15 protein-coding genes and 1 pseudogene are annotated in these 25,507 nt (G+C 61.8%); 9 read left to right on the plus strand and 7 right to left on the minus strand.

Going from position 1 to position 25,507, the window contains the following annotated elements; translation table 11 throughout:
* Positions 1 to 57 precede the first annotated feature (57 nt).
* Positions 58 to 522, plus strand: a complete 465-nt coding sequence (locus V5E97_RS16545) for a DUF4126 domain-containing protein (protein WP_406701172.1) — start codon at positions 58 to 60, stop codon at positions 520 to 522.
* Positions 519 to 1,928 carry an FAD-containing oxidoreductase gene (locus tag V5E97_RS16550; RefSeq protein ID WP_406700399.1) on the plus strand — a complete coding sequence of 470 codons (1,410 nt, stop codon included), beginning with the start codon at positions 519 to 521 and terminating at the stop codon, positions 1,926 to 1,928. Before V5E97_RS16545 ends, V5E97_RS16550 begins: the two co-directional genes overlap by 4 nt.
* Positions 1,929 to 1,964: 36 nt before the next feature.
* Here V5E97_RS16550 and V5E97_RS16555 read toward each other — a convergent pair whose 3' ends face one another.
* The 6 genes and pseudogenes from V5E97_RS16555 to V5E97_RS16585 all read right to left on the minus strand — a co-directional run bounded on the left by V5E97_RS16555 (position 1,965) and on the right by V5E97_RS16585 (position 12,019).
* A complete protein-coding gene (locus V5E97_RS16555) occupies positions 1,965 to 2,951 on the minus strand; it encodes a zinc-dependent alcohol dehydrogenase family protein (protein ID WP_406700400.1) in 987 nt (328 codons plus the stop codon).
* Between the two features lie 310 nt (positions 2,952 to 3,261).
* Positions 3,262 to 4,911, minus strand: a complete 1,650-nt coding sequence (locus V5E97_RS16560) for a formate--tetrahydrofolate ligase (protein WP_406700401.1) — start codon at positions 4,909 to 4,911, stop codon at positions 3,262 to 3,264.
* A gap of 90 nt (positions 4,912 to 5,001) precedes the next feature.
* Complete coding sequence (locus V5E97_RS16565) at positions 5,002 to 7,065, minus strand: S9 family peptidase (protein ID WP_406700402.1); 2,064 nt, start codon at positions 7,063 to 7,065, stop codon at positions 5,002 to 5,004.
* Positions 7,066 to 7,091: 26 nt separating this feature from the next.
* Positions 7,092 to 8,674, minus strand: a pseudogene (locus V5E97_RS16570) (peptide MFS transporter).
* A gap of 144 nt (positions 8,675 to 8,818) precedes the next feature.
* Complete coding sequence (locus V5E97_RS16580; RefSeq protein WP_406700405.1) at positions 8,819 to 10,120, minus strand: alpha/beta hydrolase; 1,302 nt, start codon at positions 10,118 to 10,120, stop codon at positions 8,819 to 8,821.
* A gap of 672 nt (positions 10,121 to 10,792) precedes the next feature.
* On the minus strand, positions 10,793 to 12,019 hold the full coding sequence (locus V5E97_RS16585) for a CAP domain-containing protein (protein ID WP_406700406.1): 1,227 nt from the start codon (positions 12,017 to 12,019) through the stop codon (positions 10,793 to 10,795).
* A 659-nt stretch (positions 12,020 to 12,678) separates the two neighbouring features.
* Between V5E97_RS16585 and V5E97_RS16590 the strand changes: the two genes are divergently transcribed.
* From V5E97_RS16590 to V5E97_RS16615, 6 genes are all read left to right on the plus strand, one after another.
* A complete protein-coding gene (locus V5E97_RS16590; protein ID WP_406700407.1) occupies positions 12,679 to 14,517 on the plus strand; it encodes a phospho-sugar mutase in 1,839 nt (612 codons plus the stop codon).
* A 73-nt stretch (positions 14,518 to 14,590) separates the two neighbouring features.
* Positions 14,591 to 15,958, plus strand: coding sequence for an excinuclease ABC subunit UvrC (locus V5E97_RS16595; protein WP_406700408.1), 1,368 nt, complete (start codon positions 14,591 to 14,593; stop codon positions 15,956 to 15,958).
* A 202-nt stretch (positions 15,959 to 16,160) separates the two neighbouring features.
* Positions 16,161 to 18,071 (plus strand): ABC-F family ATP-binding cassette domain-containing protein, encoded by a 1,911-nt coding sequence (locus tag V5E97_RS16600; protein WP_406700409.1) that lies wholly within the window; start codon positions 16,161 to 16,163, stop codon positions 18,069 to 18,071.
* A gap of 154 nt (positions 18,072 to 18,225) precedes the next feature.
* A complete protein-coding gene (locus V5E97_RS16605; protein WP_406700410.1) occupies positions 18,226 to 19,086 on the plus strand; it encodes a metallophosphoesterase in 861 nt (286 codons plus the stop codon).
* 171 nt (positions 19,087 to 19,257) lie between these two features.
* Positions 19,258 to 20,682: an MBOAT family O-acyltransferase gene (locus tag V5E97_RS16610; protein ID WP_406700411.1), complete on the plus strand. Its 1,425-nt coding sequence runs from the start codon at positions 19,258 to 19,260 to the stop codon at positions 20,680 to 20,682.
* 66 nt (positions 20,683 to 20,748) lie between these two features.
* A complete protein-coding gene (locus tag V5E97_RS16615; RefSeq protein WP_406700412.1) occupies positions 20,749 to 21,780 on the plus strand; it encodes a DUF1574 family protein in 1,032 nt (343 codons plus the stop codon).
* Positions 21,781 to 21,904: 124 nt separating this feature from the next.
* On the opposite strand, the gene V5E97_RS16620 is transcribed toward V5E97_RS16615, so the two are convergent.
* Positions 21,905 to 22,834 (minus strand): GNAT family N-acetyltransferase, encoded by a 930-nt coding sequence (locus V5E97_RS16620; protein ID WP_406700413.1) that lies wholly within the window; start codon positions 22,832 to 22,834, stop codon positions 21,905 to 21,907.
* Between the two features lie 196 nt (positions 22,835 to 23,030).
* Between V5E97_RS16620 and V5E97_RS16625 the strand changes: the two genes are divergently transcribed.
* Positions 23,031 to 25,487 carry an alpha/beta hydrolase family protein gene (locus V5E97_RS16625; RefSeq protein ID WP_406700414.1) on the plus strand — a complete coding sequence of 819 codons (2,457 nt, stop codon included), beginning with the start codon at positions 23,031 to 23,033 and terminating at the stop codon, positions 25,485 to 25,487.
* The last annotated feature ends 20 nt before the right edge of the window (positions 25,488 to 25,507 follow it).

Consider the following 25,507-nt stretch of genomic DNA (forward strand, 5'->3'; position numbering starts at 1 on the left):
TCCTTCAAGTCCGCATCCCGCGATGAAAGCTCGCTCGAGCATGATGGAAAAATTATGATGATCTCGCTCTTTGCTCTCTTGATCGGAATCGTTGCAGGGCTGCGGGCGATGACCGCGCCGGCGGCCGCGAGTTGGGCGGCGCGGATGGGATCGGCCTCAGTTGGTGGCACCTGGCTGGCCTTCATGGGGTACGCCTGGACTCCTTTGGTCCTGTCGTTGCTGGCGGCCGCCGAGCTCGTCACCGACCAGCTTCCTTCCACGCCCAGCCGCAAGGTTCCGGTGCAATTTGCCACGCGGATCCTGATGGGAGCGTTGTCAGGGGCCGTGATCGGGGCGCGAGGAGGCAGCCTGGGGATCGGAGCAGTCGCCGGCGCGATCGGCGCTGTTCTCGGCACCTATGGTGGTGCCGCGGCGAGGGCGAAGCTGGCTGCGAAGTTTGGCGGCAAAGACCGTCCCGCTGCAATCATCGAGGACGTAGTAGCCATCGGAGGCGCGGCGCTCATCGTCGTGCTATTGCCATGAGTCGACACTTCGACGCGATCGTAATCGGCGCGGGCCAGGCCGGGCCATCGCTGGCCGGGCGGCTTACCAGGGCAGGGATGGACGTAGCGCTGGTCGAGCGACACCTGTTCGGCGGCACCTGTGTCAACACCGGGTGCATGCCGACCAAGACGCTGGTTGCAAGCGCCTCCGCCGCCCACCTTGCGCGACGGGCCGGTGATTACGGCGTCGTGATCGGGGCCTCGATCGCCATCGACATGGCGAAGGTGAAAGCCCGAGCAGATACGGTGTCGGGCAACGCTCGAGCCTCGGTCGAGGCATGGCTGCGTGGCATGGAACGGCTTACCGTACTCACGGGGCACGCCCGGTTCGAGGGGCCGAACTCGGTGCGAGTCGGCGACGCGTTGCTCACTGCCGAGCGGATATTCATCAATGTCGGGGGCCGCGCCCGCGTTCCGGACATGCCCGGCGTCGACACTGTGCCTTACCTCACCAATACCTCAATGCTTGCGCTCGCCATGGTGCCGCGTCATCTGGTGGTGGTCGGCGGCAGCTACATCGGGCTCGAATTCGCCCAGATGTACCGTCGCTTCGGGGCCGAAGTCACCGTCGTCGAGATGGGCCCGCGCCTGGTCGGCCGCGAGGACGAGGACGTGTCGGCCGCGGTGCGTGCCGTCCTCGAGCGAGAGGAGATCTCGATCCGCACCAATGCAGAATGCATTCGCTTCGCCCCGCACGTAGACGGCGTAGCGGTTGGCGTCGATTGCACGTCAGGCGAACCTGAGGTCGTCGGTAGTCACGTCCTACTCGCAGTCGGACGTCGACCCAACACGGATGACCTCGGCCTCGAGCTCGCAGGTGTGGATCGCGATCCGCACGGCTACATCAAGGTCGATGACCAACTGGCAACCAACGTGCCTGGCATCTGGGCGCTCGGCGACTGCAACGGCCGCGGTGCTTTCACTCATACCGCTTACAACGACTATGAAATTCTCGCCGCCAACCTGCTCGACGGCGATTCGCGGCGTGTGACCGACCGGATACCCGCTTACGCGCTCTACATCGATCCGCCGCTCGCCCGCGTCGGCCTCAGCGAAACGGAGGCAAGGGCAAGCGGCCGGCGCATTCTGGTCGGAAAGCGGCCGATGTCCCGCGTCGGGCGCGCGGTTGAGAAGGACGAGACGCAGGGCTTCATGAAGATTGTCGTCGACGCCGAGAATCAGAGAATCCTCGGCGCCACGATCCTTGGAGTCGGTGGCGACGAGGCGATTCACAGCGTAATCGACATGATGGCGATGCGGGCGACCGCGACCGATCTTCGCCGCACGATGCACATCCACCCCACCGTCGCTGAGCTCTTGCCAACCATCGCCGGGGAGTTGAAGCCGTCGGAATCGGGTGAACCGGGAGCATCTTCCGGAGGCTGAGCCCCGTTTCGAGCGGGGCACTCCGCACCGCTCCCGTCACACACTCACAACGACCTTGCCGACCTGCTGGTTCGACTCCAAATAGCGATGGGCCTCGACGATCTCATCCAACGGGAACGTCTTGGCAACGAGGGGTTTGAGGCTGCCGTCAGCGAGCCCCGCGTTGACGAACTGCTTGGCCCGCTCCAGCCGTGTCGGATTGCTCGTGATCTCCATCATCACATACCCGCGGATCGTGATCCACTTGCTAAGGACGTCGAACAGCGGGAGGGGAGTCGGCTCCGTGCTCAGGGCTCCGTACACGAAAATGATGCCCAGTCGAGCTGTCGCCTTGGCGAGCTTCGCCATGGTCGGGCCGCCAACCGGGTCGAAGATGACCCTGGCCCCCTTGCCGCCCGTGAGGCCGAGGATTTCCTGGACCAGATCCTGCTCGTCGGAAGCGATCACATGGGCCGCACCCGCGTCAAGGAGGGCCTGTCGCTTCGACTGGCCACGCGTCAGGGCGATTGGGGTCGCACCTACCAGATTCGCAATCTGGATGGCCGCGAGGCCGACACTGCTCGAGGCCGCGGGGATGACGAGGGTGTCGCCTTTCTTCAACCCGGCGATATCGATCAGCGCTCCATAGGCGGTCACGTACTGCATCCAAACCGCCGCCGCCTCCCAGGAAAGCGAGGCGGGATGATGGACGACCGCATGGACCGGGGCGTTCGCCAACTCGCCGTAAAGCCCGTAATCGTTCAGACTGAAGGCGGGGATTGTGCTGACGACATCACCGACCTTGAAGCCCTGGACGTCCGGCCCGATTGCCGCGACGGTCCCTGAGGCCTCGTACCCCAGGCGGGCGGGGAGCTTGGGGTCTTCCAGGTACTGGCCACGGCGGAACATCGACTCTGCGCGGTTGAGCCCCAGGGCTTTGACCTTGATCTGGACCTCGCCCTTGCCCGGAGGAGGGACTTCGAGCTCCTCGATCTTCAGGACTTCGGGCCCACCGATTTCGTGGAAGCGTACGACTCTGGCCATGGTTGAACTCCCGATGAGGATCAATCACCGACGGGTTGCCGCCATTCTAGGGTGGGCGGCAATCTGGGGGTGCCTGGGCGATCCCGCGCGGGGAGGGATTTTCGAGCTTCGACGAGCAGATAAAGCGTTCGAATTCTGGGAGTGCAACCGAAGTAAGCTCATCAATCGGAGAGGCGTATGTAGGTGAACCGTCCGCACGGTTCGGAGGGGGGCTCAAGCCATGGGCCTTTGCTACCCATCTCAGATCAAAAAAGAGCGGGCGGTGCGCCCGCCCGCTATCTCTCGAACACAACCAGGGCGGGAACAAGGATTAAGACAGCCCCGTAATCTCTCCTGAGGAGTCGACGTCGATCCGTTCGGCGGCGGGCCGCTCCGGGAGACCGGGCATCCGAACGATCTCTCCGGTCAAGGCGACCAGGAAGCCGGCTCCGGCGGCGATTTCTACGTCGCGGACGGTGAGGGTGAACCCCTTGGGGCGACCACGAAGTTTGGGATTGTCCGAAAGCGAATCCTGGGTTTTGGCCATGCAGAGGGGCAGGGAACCGTAACCGAGCTTTCGCGCCTTGCGGAATTTGGCTTCGGCACCGGGAAGGATGTTCACACCATCGGCACCGTACATGACCTTCGCGATCCGCTCGATCTTCCGCTCCGCGGACCACTCGAGCGGATAGAGCGGCAGATAGGGGGTCGGACGTCCCTGAGTGGCCGCGACCACGATCTCCGCCAGGTCGGTGGCACCGTCACCTCCCGCGCCGAAGACGTTGGCCGTGGAGCTGGCGATCTTCCGGCTGCGACAATACGCGTGGACGACCTCGAGCTCATCGGGCGAGTCGGAGGCAAACTGATTGATCGCGACGATGGTCGGCTTGCCGAAGTGAACCGCGCTATCGAGGTGGGCGGCCAGGTTCTCTAGCCCTCGTTCGACGGCTGAGGGATCGGGAACTGTCAATGCGTCGAGGGCAAGTCCTCCGTGCATTTTGAGAGCACGGATCGTGGCGACGATGACGATGGCCGAAGGGTTCAGGCCGGCCGCGCGGCACTTCAGGTCGAAGAACTTTTCGCCGCCGAGGTCGAAGGCAAAGCCGGCCTCGGTCACGGCGTAGTCGGCGAACGCGAGGGCCATCCGGGTTGCGAGGATGGAGTTGCAGCCGTGAGCAATGTTGGCAAACGGACCGCCATGAACAAAGGCAGGGGTCCCTTCGCGCGACTGGACCAGGTTGGGAAGGATCGCCTCGTTGAGGATCGCCGCCAGGGAGCCGGTGACTCCCATCTCGCCCGCCAGGACGGGGCGGCCCTCTCCGGTATATCCGATCAGGATTCGATCGAGCCGCGCCCGAAGGTCGGCGGGAGAGTCGGCCAGGCAGAGAATGGCCATGATCTCGCTGGCGGCCGTGATGTCGAAACCGGATTCGCGAGGAACTCCGTTTCCAGGGCCGCCCAGCCCGATGATGACGCGCCGCAGACTCCGGTCGTTGACGTCGAGCGCCCGCTTCCAGAGCACGCTCCTGGGGTCGAGCACCGAGTCTTCGAAGTGGAGTCGATTGTCGATCGCCGCGGCCAGGAGATTATGTGCGGCCGTGATCGCGTGAAAGTCACCGGTGAACTGGAGGTTGATCTTATTCGACGGTTCAAGACGACTGGCGCCTCCCCCTGTCGCGCCCCCTTTTCGGCCGAAGACTGGTCCCATTGAGGGCTGTCTCAAGGCGAGGGCCGCCCGTCGTCCGATCTTTTTGAGCCCTTGCGCGAGGCCAATCGAGACGGTCGTCTTACCCTCGCCCGCCGGAGTTGGCGTAATCGCGGAGACGAGGATCAGCTTACCAGGAGGACGCTCCGCGCAGGTGAGCGCTTCCAGCTGGATCTTGGCCTTATCGCTGCCGTAGGGCTCAAGGTGGTCCCTTGCGATCCCAAGGTCGTGGGCCACGTCGGCAATGGGTCGAAGTTCGGCTTGCGTGTTCGCCATCAATCTCGACTCGTCTCTTGAGAGTGCGGGCGATGCCCGCGGCTTATAGTTCTGGACTCATTCATGCCTGATGGAGATAAAGTGCGTTCATCAATTCTTGAGATGATCGGCGAGCCATTCCTGGATCTCACGCCACCAGACGATGCGATTGGCCGGTTTGACGATCCAGTGGCCTGCGTCGGGGAAGAAGAGATAGCGGCTGGCGATGCCCTGGCGTTGGAGAGCGGTGAACATTCCGAGGCCTTGGGCGTCGGGAACTCGGTAGTCGAGTGCGCCATGGATGACGAGGGTCGGTGTTTTGAAATTCTTCACGAACGTGCTGGGAGAGCGGTCGCGGTAGTGCTCGGGTTTGTCCCAAGGCGTTCCGCCGAACTCCCACTCGGGAAACCAGAGTTCCTCGGTGGTGCCATACTTGCTGGTCAGGTCGAAGACGCCCGCGTGGCTGATCAAGGCCTTGAAGCGATCGGAATGCCCGGCGATCCAGTTGACCATGAAACCGCCGTAAGAACCGCCGGCCGCCGCCATCCGTGAGGCATCAAGGAACGGGTAGGTCTTGAGGGCGTGGTCGAGCCCCAACATCAGGTCATCGTAAACCCGGCCAGTCCAGTCCTGGCTGATCTGATCGGTAAATTTCTGGCCGTAACCGGTCGATCCGCGCGGGTTGATCGCCACGACCGCGTAGCCGGGCGCTGCGAACATGGCGTAGTTCCAGCGGGCATGCCATTCGTCATGCCACGCGCCTTGCGGACCGCCATGGATCAGGAACAGGACCGGGTATTTCTGCTGGGGATCGAAGCCCGGGGGTCGGATCAACCAGCCGCTGACTTTGTCACCATCTGCTCCCGAGAACTGGAATGGCTCGGCCTTCGCCAGGTCGAGCGGGGAGAGCAGGGGGCCGTTATGGTTCGTGAGTTGGGTCAGTCCGCTGCCATCCGACTTCGCCTTGTAGATCTCGTTGGGATGGGCGGCATCGCCGCGGAGGAAAACGAGTTCCTTCTCGGGCTGAGCGTACTGGACCGCCGTGTTGATTCCCCCTTTGACCCGCACCTGGCTATGAGGCTCCGCTTTCGCAGGTGCGGCGAAGTCAAACTGGAGGATCGACTCGGTCCCTCGATCATCGACCACCGCGAAGATTTGGCCTTCGAACGTTCGCTCGTGAGAACGGCCCGTCCCCCATTGATACGAGAGAACCGGCTGATCGAGGGCCTGGCTCTTGTATTCAACCGACCAGTCTTCCCGGTTGCGGACCGTGAGAACCCACAGGTCGGACTCGAAGCCAGCCCGAGCCTGGCTCAGATAGGCGATCCGCGTCCCGTCCGGTGAGAATGAGGGCTGCGTGTCACCTCCTGGATTCGCGGCCGTGAGATTTTTGGGCTCGCCACCGCTGGTGGGAACAATCCAGATGTCGGTGTTCGTCGACCAGGCATGATCCTTGAGAGGCTCGGCAGTAAACGCAAGCTCTTTTCCATCGGGTGAGAAGACATACTCCTCGGATCCACCGAAGGGGGCAGGGGGGGCATTCACCTCGAGCTTCGGAGTCAGGTCGACAGCCTCGCCCGTCTTCACATCGGCCAGGAAGACATGGTTCCGTTTCCCGGTGTCCCACGTGCTCCAATGGCGGATCATCAGCCGGTCGAACACCAGGGCCTTGCTCTTGCTGGCCTCTTTCTCCTTGTCCTTCGCGGCCGTCTCGTCCGGCGTTTTGCCGGGATAGACCTCGGCGGCGAAGGCGATTTGATCACCCTTGGGCGACCAGATCGGGCCCGCCACATCGATCGGCAGCTTCGTGAGCGGTCGGGCCTCGCCTCCATCAATCGGCAAGAGCCAGACCTGGGACGAACCTCCTCGGGTCGATGTGAAGGCGATTGTCTTGCCGTCGGGGCTCCATCGCGGATGATTATCGGACCCAGGTGCCGTGGTGAGTCGCTTGGGATCCCCGCCGCCGGTGGAGACGAGCCAGAGATCACTATTCGTCTTATCGGTCGCCCGATCGAGTTCGGAGACCACGTAAACGACCCAATGGCCGTCCGGCGAAACCTGAGGGTCGGAGACCGACTTCACGGCGAGGAGGTCGTCGATCGTCATGGGCCGGCCTGCTGCCAGAAGTGGGGTTGTCAACATCAGGATCGCCAGGATGCCTAACAGGGGTCGCATCACGAATTGTCCTCCCATTTTTCGATTCAGATCCGGCCGTGCCCCATCCGTTTCAGGACGGGAGTCAACGCCAGCAGGATGATTCCTGGGATGATCGAGGTGCCGATCAAGAACGTCCAGAGATCGATGTTCGAGTGTTCCAACCATTGGTGGAGCATGCCCGCGAAAAAATTGGCCAACGCCGTGCACATGAACCAGACCGCCATCATCAACGAGGCAATCCGCGCCGGGGCAAGCTTGTTGACCAAGGAAAGACCGATCGGCGAAAGACAGAGCTCACCCAGCGTATTCAAGGCATAAACAAACGCCAGCCACTGAGGGCCGACGAGACTCCCTCCCGCAGCTCGGTGATCGGCCCTGGACATGACCACGAACCCGAGTCCGAGAAAGATCAGGCCGAAGCCCATCTTGGCCGTTGCGCCTAGCGCCAGCTTCGTCCGATCCAGGGTGGTCCAGAGGATCGAGAAGAGCGGTGCCAGGATGAAAATCAGCAAGGGATTGATCGACTGATACCAGGACGTGGGAAACGGCTTCCCGAAGATCACTCGTGATGTTTTTTGATCGGCGAAGGAGGTAAAAGTCCCTCCCGCCTGCTCGAATCCCATCCAGAAGAGAATGGAGAACAGGGCGACGATCACAATCACGATCAATCGCTGCACGTCGGCGCTGGTAAACGGCTCCTTGATTCGGTTCGCTTCGACAAGCGTTTCCGAACTCTGGAATGGTCGTTCCGGAATTCCCGATGCACCACCCGTACTCGCCGGTGTTCGCTGACGGGTCAAGAGGCCCGTAATGCCAATCATCGCGAACGCCAAGAGGATCCAGTAACCGAGAACGAACCACCAACCCCGGGTGGGGCTCCATTGTTCGATTGCTTTTGCGGGAAGGATCGCCAGATAAACGAGGCCTGCACCCACAAGAGTCAATAGAACGATGTGAACCCAATCGATCGCGAACAAGCGATGCTCGGCACTCTCGGACCGATTCGGTGGGTAACCGGTTGTCCCCAGTGCCCTTTGTTTCACGGTAAATGTGATCAGACCGAGGATCATCCCGATACCGGCAGCCGCGAACCCGTAGTGCCATCCGAAGCGCTCGCTTTCGCCCAGCGAGCCGCATACCAAGGGGGCGAAGAATGCCCCAAGGTTGATCCCCATGTAGAAGATCGTGTAGGCACCGTCGCGTCGCGGATCATTCTGCGGATAGAGTTGACCGACCATCGTGGAGATATTGGGCTTGAAGAACCCATTGCCCAGAATGATTAACCCGAGGGCCAAGGTGAGCAATGATTCGATGGCCATCGCGAAGTGGCCCAACGCCATCAGTGATCCACCGATCAAGATTGCCTTGCGCTGACCAAGGAACCGATCGGCCAGGTAGCCTCCCAGCAAGGGAGTCAAATAGACGAGGCCCGTGTAGGTCCCGTATAAGGCGTAGGCGTCGTTTTCTGAGTAGTCCAGGTGCTTCATGAGATAAAGCACCAGGAGGGCTCGCATCCGTAGTAGCTGAACCGCTCCCACATCTCCGCGCCGAACAGCACGTAGAGCCCCGACGGATGCCCCACCTTGGCGGTCCCTACCGTCTCACCGAAGTCGGCCGTACTCGTCATGCAAGACACCTGATCTTGTAAGGTGTGGGCGGATCTTAAACCAAGGGATGGACCTGCCGCTGCCGGCGACCGTGCTTGGCCGCTGCACAAGAGTAACGAATGGTCACGCGGTTCCCAAGCCCCTGGCGGTTCGTTGTGATCACCTTATCGGGCTCGGTTTGCATCATTCAACTGGGATCGACTCTCGTCGAGCCATCGCAAGAGGTTGGGCATGCAAGCGACCGGCCCGGGGTCGGCGAAAAGCAAGGGGGCTCGGATCAGCTCCGCGTGATTGGCATGAAGGACGACGTGATCGGTGACCCCCGGGAGTCGGCTGCTCGCCACCGAGACACAGCCGTCGCCGAACCCGTCGCTGACCTCGTCGAGCCGGGTGGAGAGGTCGGCTGTGGCGAGTCGGGTCAGGCCACCCAAGAGCCCCCGCTCTTTCCGCATTGCATTGATCCGCCCCTCAACCGTCCGCCGGGCCTCGGGCGATACAATCCCAGAATCACCCGCCACGATATGATAAGGAACCCCGGCCCGCCGGGGCCGTCGATTCAGCGCGGTCAGGAACCGACTGCCGGGAGTTAAATCCTCCGCAGCTTCGCCAAGCCCATCACCCAGGTGGGCCAGCGCTTCAGTCGTCTTCTTGTTCTGAATCGCCTGCACGCCGTTCAAGAGTTGCAGGAACGTCTGCGCCTTGGCCAGGCTCGACCCTTGGTTCACCGGCGCGACCATGATCAAGGTAGAGAACTCCTTCACCGGCGACGCAGGATCTTCCACGTACGAGCGCGCCACCAGAGCTCCCATGGAGTGGGCGACGATCGCCCAGGGAAGCGTCTCACCCACCGAACGCCGAAACGCCTGCCAGTCCCCGGCAAACTGGGCGGAAGTCTCGGTCAGATTCCGGTTATAGGGATAGTCGTAGACGACCAGCCCGTAGCCCGCCTCCTCGAGGGGCGTGATCATGTGGACGAACCCTCCCGAGGAGGAGTTCAGCCCATGAACGAGACAAATGGTGGGCCGATGCGGATCGTTGGGACGGTACGACTTCAGCGCGCGCATTCCATACTTCGCTCGCCGCTTTGCCTCACGATCGACGTGTTCGGCGAGTCGCCGCACCGACTCCGTCCACCCTGGTAGTCGATCGGGGTCGAGTACGCGCGGCGCGAGCCGGACCAAGAGCACTCCTTGATCGACCTCGAGCTGGGCGTCATCCCCAAGGATCGCCGTGAGTGTCGTCCGCGACAAGCTACCGCCAACGCCGGCCACCGGCAGGAAGAGCTTGCCCACGGGTGGCCTGACTCGGACTCCTGTCAGGGACGAGATCTTGGCAACCAACTCGCCGACGTCGAGCTCGCGTGACTTGGCGAGCGGAATCCGGATCTCGATCGGCTCTCGATCCGCGGCCATGGTGATGCCCGTCGCGACGCTCACCATCAGTGCGAGAAAAGTGACCACGGCCATCCTCGAATCGATCCCGGTTGCAGATCCCTGGCTCATCTCAAGACTATCGCCGGGGACGGATCTCGTGAAGAGGCGGCGACGGCCCAGGGATGCCTTGACCGTCAATTCCGAAGTCCGATCCGGGGAGGAGCGGACCCTAACCGAGATGCTGCGTCTGATAATCGTTCTTATGTTCGATTCAGGGCACCGGCCAGCTTACCTGGCCCTTATGGGCCCTTCAGGTGTCAAAATGGAATCGCGCCCATGGCCAGGCCCGCTGGAGCCTCCATGGCGACGCGATCGTCTCGGGTATTGCCCCCCCCGATCCGGGTGGCTCGCAGTCTCGACTGCGAGTCCTGGTTTGGAAGTCTGGGCGGTGGGACGATCAGCTAACTGGGGCTTCATGAAGAATGAAGACAACCCATCCGGACGTTGAGGCTGTCCGATGCACGCGTCGTGAACCGTGGATCGATCTTTCCGAACGACGACCCGGCATGCATGCGTGCCTGCAAATCATGCGAGACGGGCCTCGGTTCGATCCTCTGGCCGCAACCAAGCATGCACGCTTGGTTACGATAGGATGACGAGCTTGTCCGGTGATCGAACCGAGGGGATATCAAACGAAGAACCCCACTCGCGGGCGGGTGCCACGAGTGGGGTTCTTCGGTCGACAGACAGTGATCGAAAGAGGTCTTACACCGCGGACTTCTTGGCTTTCCAGGAGGTCCAGTTCGAGGTGAATGAGGAGTCATCGGCGGTGGGAGGAGCCACCGGCTTGTGGTCGGTCTGGACGTCAGCCTGTACGACCTCAGACTTCGGGGCCTCGACAGCCACGGGCGCGACTTCGGACTTCACCGGCTTCGCGGCCACCACGACAACGGGCGCCGACTCGGCTTTGGGAGCGTCGACGGGTGCCGCTTGCACTGGCGTGGAGGTGGTGCTCTGAAGCATGGTGTTGGCGGGAGGCGTGGCGGGAGCTACCGCGGAAAGCGTCTTCGTGACGGGGGGCGTGAGCTGCCAGGGGTTGCTGAGGTCGAAGTCGATCTTGACGTTCACGTTATTGACGTTCACGTTCTGAGACCGAACCACCTGATCGCCGACGCGGGCCGTGACCGTATAGTTACCTGGATCGAGCGGGATCTGGTAGCCGCCGGAATCCCAGGTCTGGACGGAGACCTTTTGTCCCGTCGCCTCATTGACGGCGTCGATAGTCACATCGCCGCGTCCCTGGCCAGGTTCGTAGAAATCCTTGTGGTTCGGGTCGTTGTAGGCGACACCGAGCACCTGCGCTTTGGCACCGGCCTGGGCTCCGAAGTTCTGCGTGATGACGATGGGTCCCACGGGCGACGGAGCCTTGGTGTTGACGATGCCGATCCCGACTTCGCGGTAGACGTTCTCCTGAGGCGTCTCAGGCTGAAGAATATTGTTGCGATGACCGGCGGAGTCGACACCCCAGTCGATCATGAACGCTTCCATCGCTTCGTCAACCGAAGTGGAGTATGCAAAAGCGTTCTCGCCGGCCGTCGTGCGGTTACCATAGCCGACGCGATCGAGGCGGTCGGGAATGGTCGAGCCATCGGAACCATTGTGCGACTGGATTCCCGAGTCGGCCTGGTCCTGGCTGTGGCCTTGAGCGGCGCTGGCGAGTTTCGAGTTCCAGGCGAGGGGCGGCTTGACGGGAGCGGCGGAGATGGCCGATCGCACCTGGTTGAGGTCGACCTGGTAATGCTTGATCGTGGCTTGAACGTTGAAGTCGAGATCCGTGGTGACCCGGTCAGCGATCGAGGCGGGATTGGTTCGAGCGAGGTTCAAGAGTTCGAGCATGTACTGTTGCTGAGACGTCGGCCCACCAGCGGCCATAAGCTCTCGGGATTCCAGATTCTCAAGCCGCAGGGTTCGACGAAACTTGGGCCGAGTCATGCGGACCTCCATGCCTATCGGAGCCTATCGGAAAACGCCCCCCATCCATCGCGGGGCATTCGGTCTTGATGACGACCTTCTCTCACCGAGGAGAAGGCTGCATTTGGGGCCGTTCCGACTTGAGGAAAAATATCTTGGTGGGCATCGGTCGCTGTCGGCTTGGCGATGTATCTATAGGCAATCAACGTGCCAACACGGCTTCCCATTTTGCGATCGAGCCCCCTGGCAACTGGAAGTTGCCTTCACACCTCAGCTTAGGGTCGGGCGCAGACCACAATTCTGGAAAAGCCATCTTGACGCCCAGAGTTCGCGGCCTGGGAGATCTTTCTCAGAGCGAACTCCCGAACTTACAATCTGCCGTTTTTTACAAGCTAAGACGCCGACAAGAAAATACGGAAACTTCTCTAAAGATTCAGGTTATGACGACCGGGTGGGCTTGGAAGTATCGTCGGATTGTCACGAGAAAAGAGCGTGTTTGGGGCGCTGTGGAGGGCCCAAGTCGGCCAGGGTTGGCTTCATGACTTGCAGCCCTGGCGCAATCGAGATAGCTTGAAGATCCGGCTCGGCCGGGCACCCTGATGACCCGGCCGCAACGTCTTCAAGACGCTCCCGAGCCGGACCTGAAATTCACCTCGCGCACCGCATCCGGAGATTGTTTCATGCCGTCGGCCCATGATGTCCTCGAGCGAATCGCCCAGGCCGAATCCCAAGGGCTCGTCTCGGCATCGGCGGCCGCCAATATCCGCCGTTGGTTAACCGAGCCCCCCTTCGAGAAGTACCGCCCTCGACTCCTCGACGATATTCAGGCCGGTCACTGGAAGACGCTCGACGACGCGTTTTACGCCGTTCTCGAGTTCGGCACCGGTGGCCGGCGCGGAAAGATGTATCCGGTTGGCACCAACGTCCTGAACGAGCGGACGATGGCCGAAAGCGCTCGCGGCCTGGCCGACTACATCATCAAACGCCAAGGGGCGGATCGCGCTCAGTCGTACTCCTGCGCCATCGCTCGAGACACCCGACATAATTCCCCGGAGTTCGCTCAGCTCTGCGCCCGAGTCCTTGCGGCCGCGGGCTTCAAGGTCTACCTGTTCCCTGAGCCACGCTCCACTCCCTTACTCTCCTTCGCGGTCCGCGACCTCAAGTGCGATGCCGGGATTATGATCACGGCATCGCACAATGCCCCCTCGGACAACGGCTTCAAGTGTTACGCCGCGAACGGGGGGCAAGTGATTCCGCCCGACGATGAAGGAATCATCGAGTGCGTGCGGGAAGCCTCTGACCGTGAGATTCCCGAGAAGCCCTTCGACGAGGGAATCGCCGACGGCTCGATCGTCCTGGTCGGCGCAGAAGTCGACGAGGGCTACATCGCGGCCGTTGTCGGCGAGTCGGTCAGCCCCGCGCGAGACATCGCGATCGTCTATACCCCCATGCATGGAGTGGGCGAAACTTCGGTCGCAGCCGCCCTCTCCAAGGCAGGGTTCACGCAAGTGAACATTCTGGCCTCGCAACGCACGCCCGACGGCGACTTCCCCAATATCCCCGGACATGTTTCCAACCCCGAGATCCCCAAGACGCTCGAGGCTTCGATTGCCGAGGCCAAGGCGACGGGGGCAGAATTGGTCCTGGGCAGCGACCCGGACGCCGACCGGATCGGTGTGGCCGTCCCCGTGTCGGGCGATCCCAAGGGAGACTGGACGACTCTCGATGGGAACAAGATCGGGGTGCTTCTCGCGGCCTTCGTCATGAAGCAGACGAAGGCGACGGGGCGACTCCGGGCAGACCACTATCTGGTCACGACTATGGTCACCACCCAGATGGCTCGGGCCCTGGCCCAGCGCGAGGGGGTTCGCGTCGAGGATGACTTGCTCGTCGGATTCAAATGGATCGGTCAGCGGATCGATGAAGTCGGACCGGCCGGTTTCCTGTTCGGTTTCGAGGAGTCGCACGGCTACTTGAAGGGGGACCACGTCCGCGACAAGGATGCAGCCGTCGCGGCACTGCTGTTCGCCGAACTCGCGGCCACGGTGAAAGACCGCAAGCAGACCGTCCTCGAGTACCTCGACAGCCTTTATCACGACGTGGGCCACTACGCCGAGAAGCTCATCAACAAGACTCTCGAGGGACGGGAAGGAGCCACTCAGATCAAGACTCTGATGGCGGCCTTCCGCGAAAACCCGCCCAAGCAACTGGGAGGCGTGGAACTGGCCGAGGTCTACGACTACAAGATGCATGAGATCCGGTCCGTCGCTGGGTCGGAGAAGCCACGCCCCCTGCCCCAGCCCTCCGGCGATTTACTCATCTTTCACGCCAAGGAACCGGGCACGCGAGTGGCCGTTCGCCCGTCGGGGACCGAGCCCAAGATCAAGTTCTACCTCTTCGCGCGAACCGACACCTCAGGGACCGAACCGCTCGAGCGAATCAAGGAGAAGACGTTCCAGCGGCTTGACGGAATCTCCAAGGCAATCGAACAATACATTCAGGACGTTCTTAAGACCTAAAAGGCGAGGAAGCTGCAGGTCTTGATCCCCTCCGACCCCATGGAAATCGAGGGGTCGGACCCCCGAGGCCGCTATGTCTGAAGAGCCGAGTTCCGCGACGGCCAGCCCGGCCCAGAAGGTTCGCACGTTTCCGACGACGCCGGGCGTGTATGTCATGAAGGATGCGCAGGGGCGTGTCATCTACCTCGGCAAGGCCAAAAACCTGAGGAGCCGCGCGGGCTCCTACTTCCAAAAGACGGCCGAAACCGATAAGCGAATCTGCGATTGGATCGGCGAGGTCGTCGATATCGACTACCTGGTCGCGGATAGCGAGGTCGATGCCCTTCTCCTCGAAGCGCGGCTCATCAAGGATATTCAGCCGAAGCACAATCAGGATCTGAAGGACGATAAGTCCTTTCCGTATCTCCAGATCACCACGGGCGAGGATTTCCCCCGAGTCAATTTCACACGCGAGCCGCAGGACCGCAACGTCAAGCTTTACGGCCCGTTTCCAAGGGCCAAGAGCCTTCGAGGGGCGATCCAGGTCTTGCAGCGAATCTTCAAATTCCGGACCTGCTCGCTGGATATCGAGGAAGGCGACCCTCGGTGGCGCTGGTTTCGCCCCTGCTTGCTCCACTCGATCGATCAATGTACCGCCCCGTGCAACCTCAGAATCGACAAGGATGCCTATCGCACCGACATTCGCCGGCTCCGGCTCTTTCTCGATGGCAAGAAAGACGTCGTCCTCAAGGAATTGGCCGACGAGATGCGCGAGGCGAGCAAGGCGCTCCAGTTTGAAAAGGCCGCGCGACTCCGCGACGAGATCAAGGCCCTCGAGACCCTGAACCTCCGAGGCGATCTCGCCAAGCACGCTCAACCGGAAGTCTTCTACGTCGACCCGCGTAAGGGCTTGAAGGGCCTCAAGAACGTGCTTAAGCTGGACTCGATCCCGCGGACGATCGACTGTGTCGATATCGCCCATCTGGGAGGGACCGAAACGGTCGGTTCGCTGGTCACGTTCATCGACGGCCTACCCTTTAAGCCCGGCTATCGCCGCTACAAGATCAAGAGCGTCAAGGGCATCGACGACTACGCATCGATCCGAGAGGTCGTGAGCCGTCGAATCCTCGGACTCCAAGAACGTGACGAGCCGTTCCCAGACATCTTCCTGATCGATGGCGGCAAAGGACAACTCAATGCCGCACTCGACGCCTTTGAAGCTTTGAAGGTCGTCCCTCCCACGGTGATTTCCCTGGCCAAGCGTGAGGAGGAGATCTACCTTCCCGGACGGTCCGATCCGATCGTTCTGAGCCGCCGCTCCTTTGCCCTACGGCTGCTCCAATATGCCCGTGACGAGGCCCACCGCTTCGCACAACACTATCATCATATGCTCCGCCACAAGAGGACCTTTGGAGAGGACGTTCCGCCCCCGCCGCCGAAGAAAAATCGCAATGGGGAATGACGGGGTTCATCCTCGTTCCCGGATCCTGGTCGCCCCTGATTTCGGCGATCGGCGCAGCCCCAATGAGGCGGCCGAACTTCTGTTTCGGCGAGACGTCGATTCATAGAAAAATGAGCTCGCCAACGGAAGCGGCGACTCCAACTCGATGTGTGTCCGGCAGGTCAGTTAAGCCAACGAGTGACGGAAAGAGAAGATTAAGTTCATGATTCTTGTATCCGCTAATGGTTTGGGCCGACAATTCGCGGGCGATCCGGTCTTCTCCGAACTGAAGTTCGAGATCCGCACCGGGGAGCGGATCGGCCTGGTCGGCCCCAACGGCGCTGGCAAGACGACGCTGATGCGGATCTTGGCCGCTCAGGACAAGGCCGACTACGGCAGCCTCTACTCTCGTTCCGGGATCCGGATCAGCCTGCTCCGCCAGCATCCTGACTTTACGGCCGAAGAGACCCTGATGAGCGTCGCTCGTTCGGGCCTCGCCTCGGTGCTCGAACTCCAGAGCGAGTTGGAGGAGGCCGCCCAGGAGATGGGCGAGGCGGAGGATGACAGCGAACGCGAGCGGGCCACTCGCCGCTACGCCGAGATTCACGACCGACTCGAGCATCAAGACGCTTACTCGGTCGACCATCGCGTCGAGGAGATCCTGACCGGACTCGGATTTCCGACCAGTGACTTTGGTCGTCAGGCCCGGACCTTCTCAGGGGGGCAGCAATCGCGGCTCATGCTCGCCAAGCTGCTGCTTGAAAACCCGGACCTGATGCTCTTGGATGAGCCCTCCAATCACCTCGACATCGAAACGACCTCCTGGCTCGAGAGCTATCTGTCACGGCAGTCGGTCGCCATGGTGGTCGTTAGCCATGACCGCTACTTCCTGGACAAGGTCGTCACCAAGATCTGGGAACTTCACGAAGGACAGATCAGCGCTTATCCCGGAAACTATTCGCACTACTGGAAACTCAGGGGCGAGAAGGCCAAGGTGATGGAACGCCAGGCCGAGCGGCAACAGGAGAAAATTGCCGACCTCGAAGCCTATATTCGCAAATATGGCGCAGGGCAACGGGCCAAGCAGGCCCACGACCGCGAAAAGAAACTGGCCCGGATCGAACGGGTCGAGACGATGCGCGAGATCGTCGGACCCGTCATGGGGTTCGGCGAGGTCGATCGCTCGGGCGACATCGTGATCGAGGCCCGACTCCTCTCCAAGTCGTTCGACAAGCCTCTGTTCCAAAACTCCAACCTGTCGATTCTTCGCGGTCAGTGCGTGGGGGTCATGGGCCCGAATGGGTCGGGGAAGTCGACCCTGATCAAGACCTTGATCGGTCGGGAAAAGCCCGACGCCGGTGAGGTCAAGCTCGGACACAAGGTCCAGGTTGGCTACCACGACCAAGGGCTCGAGTCGTTGGCTCCCGACACCACCGTCGTCCGTGCCGTCTGGCCCGATGACGATCCGGATTGGGTGCAAGGCGATGTTCGGGACGTCCTCGCCCGGTTCGGGCTCAGCGGCGAAATCGTATTTCAGAACGTGGGGCAGCTCTCAGGTGGCGAGAAGGCCAAGGCGGCACTCGCCAGGCTCTCGGCCACCGGTGCCAACCTGCTCGTCATGGACGAGCCCACCAACCACCTCGATATCTGGTCATGCGAGGCCCTGGAGCGGTCGATCCGCGAATTCGAGGGGACCGTCCTCGTCGTCAGTCACGATCGTTATTTCCTCAACCAGGTGGCCGATCGCTTGATCGTCCTGGGAGACGGCAAGACGCGGGTTATCGAAGGGGACTACGAAACCTACCAACGAATCGCTCAGCAAGAGTCCGAGGCCGCCGCGGCGAAGGCGCGAAGCGTCGCCCCCCTGCCCTCCTCCTCAACGGCCGAGGCTTCCCCCACCGAACGCACTGACCGAAAGAAACGCAAGTATCCCTACCGTAAACCGGCGGACCTCGAACGTGAAATCGCGGAAGTCGAGACCGAGGTCGCCGGGCTCGAGGATCTCCTCGCCCAACCCGGGGTCTGGCGCGACGCGATCAAGGCCGTCGAGCTCCAGCGCCGTCACGCTGACCTCAAGGTCGCGCTCGCCAACCTCTACGAACACTGGGAGGAAGCCTTGGAGTTGAACTCCTGATCCGATCCGTTCGGAGAGAATTCGGCAACCCTCGACCGGTTGCCACGAATCCTCTGTCCAGGCTCCCTATTTCGCATTGACCTTGTTAAATTGTGGCACTGTAAACCACGAGACATATACGCCGCTTGCCCGACCCGCAGCGAGTTCGCCGCCGATGCCCGACCCCGAAAAGTTGCTCAAGACGATCCGTCGCGCCACCGAACTGTTCCGCGCGACGCCGGGACGGGCGGGAGGCATCGTCACCCTGGATTCAGCCCTGGAAGTGCTCGTCGTCGGGGACTTGCATGGGAACATCCCAGCGTTCCGCAAGGTCCTCGACGCCGCCGCACTCGCGACCAATCCCTCGCGTCATTTAGTCTTACAAGAACTTGTTCATGGTTTGCGGTTCTATCCGGACGATGGTGGCGATCGTTCCCATCAGCTTGTTGATGTCGTGGCCGCTCTGAAGTGTCAGTATCCCGATCGCGTCCACCTGATCCTGGGAAACCACGAACTGTCGGAGATCACCGGCCGGATGATCGGCAAGAATGGGGTGGCACTCAATGCCTTGTTTCGCCAGGGGGTTACAACCGCGTATGCCCCCCGGGACGCCGAGGTCTATAGCGCCTACCTCGAACTCTTCGCGGCCCTACCGATTGCGGTCAGGACGCCCAATCGTGTCTTCCTCTGTCACACGATTCCCGACCCGGTCGATCTCGACAACCTCGATCTCGAGTTGCTCAAGGCCAATACCTGGACTCCCGAGGCGATGGCCCGCCACGGCACCATTTACGCCATGACCTGGGGGCGGAATACTGCGCCTGAGACGATCGACCAGTTCGCCAGGATGGTGGACGCCGACTGGTTCATTACCGGGCATCAACCCTGCGACGAAGGGTTCCGGCAGGCCAATCATCGCCAGATTATCATCGACGGCACCGACCCCTACCCCACCTACTGTTTGTTCCCTGCACGCGAGCCGGTCTCGATTGAAACACTCCTGAAAGGGGTGCATGTCTTTGGAGTGATCCACTGACGGCGATCGGCCGCTCGGGTCACTCCCCCGAGGAACGCAAGGGCAAGCCGGTCTTGACGCGGTCATGACTACGAGTACACTTCGCCCGCCTTCTCGGCGGGCCGGGCCGATTCTGGCGCGGGGCCGCCTCGTTCTCAAGACGCCAAGTCCGCGTGCCGATGGCAGGATGCCATGCTCTTTTGTTCGCAATCCTTCCTGTTTTTCTTCGCGATCGTCTTCGCGACTTACTGGGCACTCCCCTGGCCACGCGCACGGATTATCCTCCTGCTCGTCGCCAGTTTCTATTTCTACGCGTCCTGGAATCGGTGGCTGGCCGCCTTGATCGGCCTGTCCGCGACGTTTGACTATTCCGTGGGGCTCGGTCTCGAACGATCCCGATCGGCTCGCTGGAGATCGCTCCTGCTCGGCTTGAGTCTCGTGGCCAATCTGAGTCTCCTGGCTTACTTCAAGTATGCGAATTTCTTTCTCGGCTCCTTGGAAGAGATCCTCCGGACGCTAGGTTCCGAAGCCTCCCTCCCCGTCCTTCGGGTCATGCTTCCGATCGGTATCTCGTTCTACACGTTTGAGGCGATCAACTACACGGTCGACGTTTATCGCAAACGGGTTCCGGCCGAACGGAATCTCGGGCACTTTCTGCTCTTCATTACTTTCTTTCCCCACCTGGTTGCGGGGCCGATCGTGCGCGCTCGCGACTTCCTGCCCCAACTCCGCCAGACCAAGCGGTGGGATTGGGCCCGGATGCAGCTCGGAGCCCAGTACTTCCTGCTCGGCCTGTTCAAAAAGCTGGCGATTGCCGATCGCATGGCGGCGTTTGCTGACCCCGTCTTCGCCCAGCCCGGCGACTACAGCTCCCATGCGGTCTGGGTCGCAGCGCTGGCGTACACGATTCAGATCTACTGCGATTTTTCTGGCTATACCGACATGGCGATCGGTTGTGCCCATCTCCTCGGTTACAAGCTCGCAGCCAATTTCAACTTGCCGTATCTCTCGCGAAACGTGTCGGAGTTCTGGCGGCGCTGGCATATTTCGCTGTCCAGTTGGCTTCGCGACTACCTCTTCATTCCGCTCGGCGGAAGCCTGGGGAGCCGCCGTCGAACCTACCTGAATCTGCTTGTGACCATGACCCTGGGAGGGCTCTGGCATGGCGCGAGCTGGACTTTTGTCGTCTGGGGGGCGTTCCACGGGTTCTTGCTGATCGGCCACCGTCTCTTCCGCGACTTCTGTGACCCAAGGCCCAGAGTCTCTGCGATGCTGCTTGGCTCCTTGGGGACGTTGGCTCGGATCGGCCTCACGTTCTTGACGGTTTGTGTCGGCTGGGTCATTTTCCGCGCCACTTCGTTCGGTCTGGCCGTCGAGATGCTTCGCCGTCTCTTTCTGCCTCACGGAGGGGCGGGCACGCCCGCCGCCGAACTGAGTTTCTGGATCACGCTACTCGCGGTGGCGATCTGTCATGCCTTGGCGGTTCGTGGGCTGACGACTCGGCTGATGGACAGGTTGCCCGCGCCTGTCCTCGGTTTTGGCTACGCCGCGATTCTGATGGTCGCTCTCATTCTGGCTCCCGACGCGGGAAAGCCATTCGTCTACTTCCAGTTCTGAGGCAACGGATCAGGAGGACTTTACTTTATTATGGTAGCGAGGCGTCCCCTGTCCCGGCGTGCCTGGATGACTTTGGCCTGGGCCTTGCTCTGGTTCGTCGCCAGTCAGGTCGCTCTTCGTTCCTTTCTCCAATCAAGGCCGCAGGTCGCCGACGTGGAATTCGGCCGGAAACTGGCCGACCTCCGCGCGGCGGTCGCTGAGTCGCCGGATCGACCGGTCGTTCTGATGCTCGGCAGCTCGCGTGTGGCCACCGGTTTTCGCCCGGACTCCTTGCTGGGCCACGAGGCAAACACCGGACTTGACCCACTGGTTTTCAACTTTGCCCAGGTCGGTTCAGGGCCGGAGATGGCTCACCTGAGCTTGCAACGGTTGCTCGATTCGGGGATTCGGCCTGACTGGGTCTTCCTCGAGTTCTGGCCGCCGACGTGGGGAGCCGAACGTGGGCTCAAGGAGTTCATGGACCAGGTCAACATCGGCTGCCTCGATTGGAAGGGCCTGAGGCTGCTCAGGAGCTACGTTTCTCGCCCTGGAAAGCTCGATCGCCAGTGGTGGACCAGGCAGGTCGTTCCGCTCGTGACCCATCGCGAGGCCTTGCTCCGCCACCTCGCTCCCACCTGGGTTTTGACCCCGACCGAGCCCGACCGCAGGTGTCAGAACCTCGACCGATTCGGGTGGTGGAGCCCGATGGACGCCGTCGCTCTTGAAGAACGAGGCCGTCTGGTCGAGCGTTATCGCCGGGTCTACGAGCATCGCCTGCGCCGCTATCAGATCGCGAAGACTCCCGACCGCGCCTTACGAGCGATCATCGCCCTCTGTCACCGAGAGAAGATCCGGGCCTCGGTGGTCGTCCTGCCGGAAGGGCAAGTCTTTCGCGATCTCTACCCGGCGAGCACCTTGCGCGATGTCCGCACCTACCTTGAGGGCATCCGTCGTGATTGTCGGGTCGAGGTGGTCGACGCCCGCGACTGGGTCGACGACGGTGGATTCATGGACGGTCATCACCTGCTTCCCGAAGGCGCCGCTGTTTTTACTCGCCGGCTTGGCCGAGACGTCCTCCAGCCACTCCTGGCCGAGTCGCCGATTCGGGTCCGGAGATGATGAGCCGCATCGTGGTCCTCAGGAGTGTCATGGCCGGGTGAGTTTGGACGGATGACTTGTTCTGTCATCGATTTCCAAAGCACCCGACAGTCGGCCGTTATCGATGGATCGCGTTTGCGTAAGCTCACGCAAGGCTTTGTGACAGAATCGGGAACGATCCCTGGCGCCGGAACATCCGATCATAGAAATTCACGAGGTCTGTCTGGTCGGAGGAAGCCTGGGTGGCGATGTAACCGAGCCCCGTCTTTTCGAGACGTCGGGCCGCTTCGGCGAGGAGGATCGACCGCACTTCGGGTGAATCGGCCAGGCAAGAAAACATGCCGTTGACTCGCTTGTGTCGCTCCCGCTCGCCCCCGAACGCGCCCAAACGGAAGCAAGGCATCGCGGAATCGAGCTTGGTCGGATCGGCAAAACCGTCTCGCTGGACGATCAAGGCGATTCCGACGATCTGAGAGTCAGTCTCTCGCCGGGCAACGAACAGGCTCTCGGAACTGAAGTACGGATTTTCCCAGTAGAAGCGGTCGAGGGATTCGCGGTTCTCCACGAAATCAGGATCCCCGAGCCGGCGGAGGAGAGGCTCAAGCTCATCGCGTCGGGGAGTGGCAAACGAGAAGCCCGCTGGGAGCGACTCGTGAGGAATCGAACTGAGCTCCGTCACGTAATTGATCATCTGCCGGGACTCGCGAAAATCGAGCTCGTGGAGATCATCGAGCACGCCGGTCCAATCTGCTCGATAGGCCGCCCAAGCCGTGGGAAGTCCGAGCCCTTTCATTGCGCCGAGAACCGTTTCCAGCAGTGGCCGCTGTGCCGATTCGTGGCCGGGCAGGCACCACGGATAGCTGATCCGGCCATTGAGGTCGAAGACGGCGTAGCCCACGATCTCGCCCGCTTCGACCGCGTAGAAGGTCGAGGTGGCCAACGAGCCGGAGACCTGGTGTCGGCGGGCGATCTCCGCCGCCGTTGCCGGCTTGAAGTTGGGAAGACGACCAGCCACGTCGTTATAGATTCGCGCCTGGGCCTCCTCGTCGCCTGGCTGGTATTGGCGGATGACCATTCTTGATTCGCTCCAATTTGAGGGAGATGCGGACTTACGATCGCACTATGCCCTGATTGGGAGTGAAGGTGCAAGGCCTCGTCGGCGGCCGATCCGCGACGGGAGATTCTGCGTCCTTGAGAAGTCTTCCGCGACGAGTACGATAAGTGGCAACCGTTCCTGACAAGCTTTGCCGCCCCTTGGGAGTGACCGAACGATGGCCAAGCCCCACCTGCCCTTTTTCCGTTTGATCACGGCTTTCGGCATCGTCTCGGCTGTCTGGCTGACGAACGTCGGGGCGACCGAGTCGGCACCTCCCGTCGTTCGGCTCTTCAACGCGAGCGACCTCCCTCAACTCGCTCGGGGGATTAAACTTCCGCCCGAGGCTCGATACACGGTGAAGGTGTGGGCTCCCACCCAACAGACCTGGAGCCTTGCGGTTGACGGGCCGACTCTCACGCTCACGGCCAAGATTGACGGAGCCGACGAAACTCCGCGGTGGCAGAACGTCGGCGGTGTCGATATCAAGGCCGATGGCCGCGTTCGCTTGCTCGTCGCCTTGCCCGAAGCGAAAATGACGCTGACCACGACTTCCAGGTCCAAGTCAGCCCCCACGGCGATACCGAAGCCGGTGCCAGCGGCGCTGGTCTTCACGACCGATCCCGAGTTCGATCCCGCCCCCGCGCTGGACCTGATCCGAGGCCGGGTTGATTCGATCGCTCCGCCACTCGATCTGCGCAGGGTTCGCGTGCGCACCAACAAGGAAGGGGCCGACTTCCATGCGCCCCGCTCGGCGCAAGAATGGCGGGACCGGGCCCAGACCGTTCGCGAGCACCTTTTAGTGACGCTCGGCCTCTGGCCGTTGCCCCCCAAGACTCCTCTGAACCCCTGGGTCTACGGTAAGCAGGAGCGCGACGGCTATACGATCGAGAAGGTGGTTCTCGAGACGTTGCCGGGCTTCACGTTGAGCGGTAACCTCTATCGCCCCAGCGGCAAGTCGAGCAACCTTCCTATCGTGCTCTGCCCGCACGGCCACTGGGAAGACGGGCGAGTGAACCCCGAAGTCCAACAGCGCTGTATCCAGTGGGCGAAGCTGGGCGCCGTCGTCTTTCTGTACGACATGGTCGGTTACAACGACAGTAAAGCATTCGGTCACTCGTTCTTGAACGACCGCCTCCGCCGCTGGGGCTTGAGCCTGGTGACGCTCCAGACCTGGAATAGCATTCGCGCCCTCGACTGGTTGACCAGTCTCCCCGACGTCGATTCCGCGCGGGTTGGTTGCACGGGTGAATCGGGCGGAGGAACGCAAACGTTCTTGCTGACGGCGATCGATGATCGGATCAAGGTGTCTGCGCCCGTCGTCATGGTCTCGGATTCGTTTCAAGGGGGGTGTGTCTGCGAAAACGCCGCCGGGTTGCGAATCGGCACCGACAACGTCGAGTTTGCCGCCTTGACCGCCCCGCGCCCCCTCAAACTGGTTGGCGCATCGGGCGACTGGACTAAGCTCACCCTCACTCGCGCCTATCCGGCGATCCGGGACGTCTATTCACTGGTCGGGTCGACCGACCGGGTCGATGCCGAAGTCTTCGACTTCCCACACAACTACAACCAGACGACCCGCAACGCAGTCTATGCCTTCATGGGGCGCTGGCTCCTCGGGATCAACGATCCGGCACGTACGCGAGAAGGAAATCAGACGCCCGAGAAACCCGAAGCACTCTGGACCTTCGACGAGCGCCATCCCGCCCCCTCCGATCGGAAAAGTCCCGAGCGACTGGAAGCGGACCTGGTGCAGGTGCTGGGCGACCAGCTCGACGGGTTGGCCCCCTCGAATCGCTCCTCCGCCTGGCAGGCTTCGAAAGCCTTACTGCTCAAGGCGCTCAAGATCCGCGTCGGCCTGAAAAACCCGGCCCCCGCGGAACTCGACGAGACGACCGTTCGCCAGTCGAGTCGAGAAGGCTATACGACTGTTCATTCGCTTGTCGGTCGCAAGGCGGTCGGGGATCAAATTCCCGTCGTCCGGTTCCGCCCGGCGGAGCCGAGCGGTCGACTCACGGTCATTGCAACGTCCCATGGCAAGGCGCGGCTCATCTCACCGCAAGGCGAGCCGATTCCGCTGGTCAAGGCGCTCCTTGAACGCGGCCAGGAGGTTGTCGGGTACGACCCGCTTTTCATCGGCGAGTCGTTCGACCCTGCGTCTCCGGCGTTCCATCGGCCCAACACTGACCACTTCGAGACCTACAACCCGGCCCTGGCCGGGGACCAGATGCAGGACCTGGCCACGGTTATCGCCTGGGCTCGCTCTCAGCCTGATGTCCGGGAGGTCAGCCTGATCGGACTGGGACAGGCCGGTCCGCAAGTGCTCCTCGCCCGGCCGGCCCTTGAGGGAATAAGCCGGACCGCGGTCGATCTTGACGAATTCGACCCGAAGGATGGTTCTGTCGATTTGCCCGCCAGTCTTGATTTGCCTGGCCTGCTCCAGTTCGGCGGGTTGAAGGCCGCCGCGGCCTTGGCGGCGCCGGCTCCGATCTGGATTCAGCGGGCCGGGAAATCCTTTGACAAGAGCTGGCCTCAGAAATCCTATGCGCTTGCGGACACGGCTCATGTCCTTCGCCTGACGCCTGGGACGGCCTCACCGGCTGAGATGGCGGCATGGATCGACACTGGCAAATAGATCCGTGGGTTCGGGAGCCT

It is taken from the genome of Singulisphaera photorubra, assembly GCF_045290345.1.
Lineage (GTDB): Bacteria > Planctomycetota > Planctomycetia > Isosphaerales > Isosphaeraceae > Singulisphaera.

What these genes read in the sequence shown, in the direction of transcription:
- V5E97_RS16545 (WP_406701172.1), top strand. Translation starts at nt 58, where the DNA reads ATGATCTCGCTCTTTGCTCTCTTGATCGGAATCGTTGCAGGGCTGCGG.
- V5E97_RS16550 (WP_406700399.1), top strand. Translation starts at nt 519, where the DNA reads ATGAGTCGACACTTCGACGCGATCGTAATCGGCGCGGGCCAGGCCGGG.
- V5E97_RS16555 (WP_406700400.1), bottom strand. Translation starts at nt 2,951, where the DNA reads ATGGCCAGAGTCGTACGCTTCCACGAAATCGGTGGGCCCGAAGTCCTG.
- V5E97_RS16560 (WP_406700401.1), bottom strand. Translation starts at nt 4,911, where the DNA reads ATGGCGAACACGCAAGCCGAACTTCGACCCATTGCCGACGTGGCCCAC.
- V5E97_RS16565 (WP_406700402.1), bottom strand. Translation starts at nt 7,065, where the DNA reads ATGCGACCCCTGTTAGGCATCCTGGCGATCCTGATGTTGACAACCCCA.
- V5E97_RS16580 (WP_406700405.1), bottom strand. Translation starts at nt 10,120, where the DNA reads ATGGCCGTGGTCACTTTTCTCGCACTGATGGTGAGCGTCGCGACGGGC.
- V5E97_RS16585 (WP_406700406.1), bottom strand. Translation starts at nt 12,019, where the DNA reads ATGACTCGGCCCAAGTTTCGTCGAACCCTGCGGCTTGAGAATCTGGAA.
- V5E97_RS16590 (WP_406700407.1), top strand. Translation starts at nt 12,679, where the DNA reads ATGCCGTCGGCCCATGATGTCCTCGAGCGAATCGCCCAGGCCGAATCC.
- V5E97_RS16595 (WP_406700408.1), top strand. Translation starts at nt 14,591, where the DNA reads ATGTCTGAAGAGCCGAGTTCCGCGACGGCCAGCCCGGCCCAGAAGGTT.
- V5E97_RS16600 (WP_406700409.1), top strand. Translation starts at nt 16,161, where the DNA reads ATGATTCTTGTATCCGCTAATGGTTTGGGCCGACAATTCGCGGGCGAT.
- V5E97_RS16605 (WP_406700410.1), top strand. Translation starts at nt 18,226, where the DNA reads ATGCCCGACCCCGAAAAGTTGCTCAAGACGATCCGTCGCGCCACCGAA.
- V5E97_RS16610 (WP_406700411.1), top strand. Translation starts at nt 19,258, where the DNA reads ATGCTCTTTTGTTCGCAATCCTTCCTGTTTTTCTTCGCGATCGTCTTC.
- V5E97_RS16615 (WP_406700412.1), top strand. Translation starts at nt 20,749, where the DNA reads ATGACTTTGGCCTGGGCCTTGCTCTGGTTCGTCGCCAGTCAGGTCGCT.
- V5E97_RS16620 (WP_406700413.1), bottom strand. Translation starts at nt 22,834, where the DNA reads ATGGTCATCCGCCAATACCAGCCAGGCGACGAGGAGGCCCAGGCGCGA.
- V5E97_RS16625 (WP_406700414.1), top strand. Translation starts at nt 23,031, where the DNA reads ATGGCCAAGCCCCACCTGCCCTTTTTCCGTTTGATCACGGCTTTCGGC.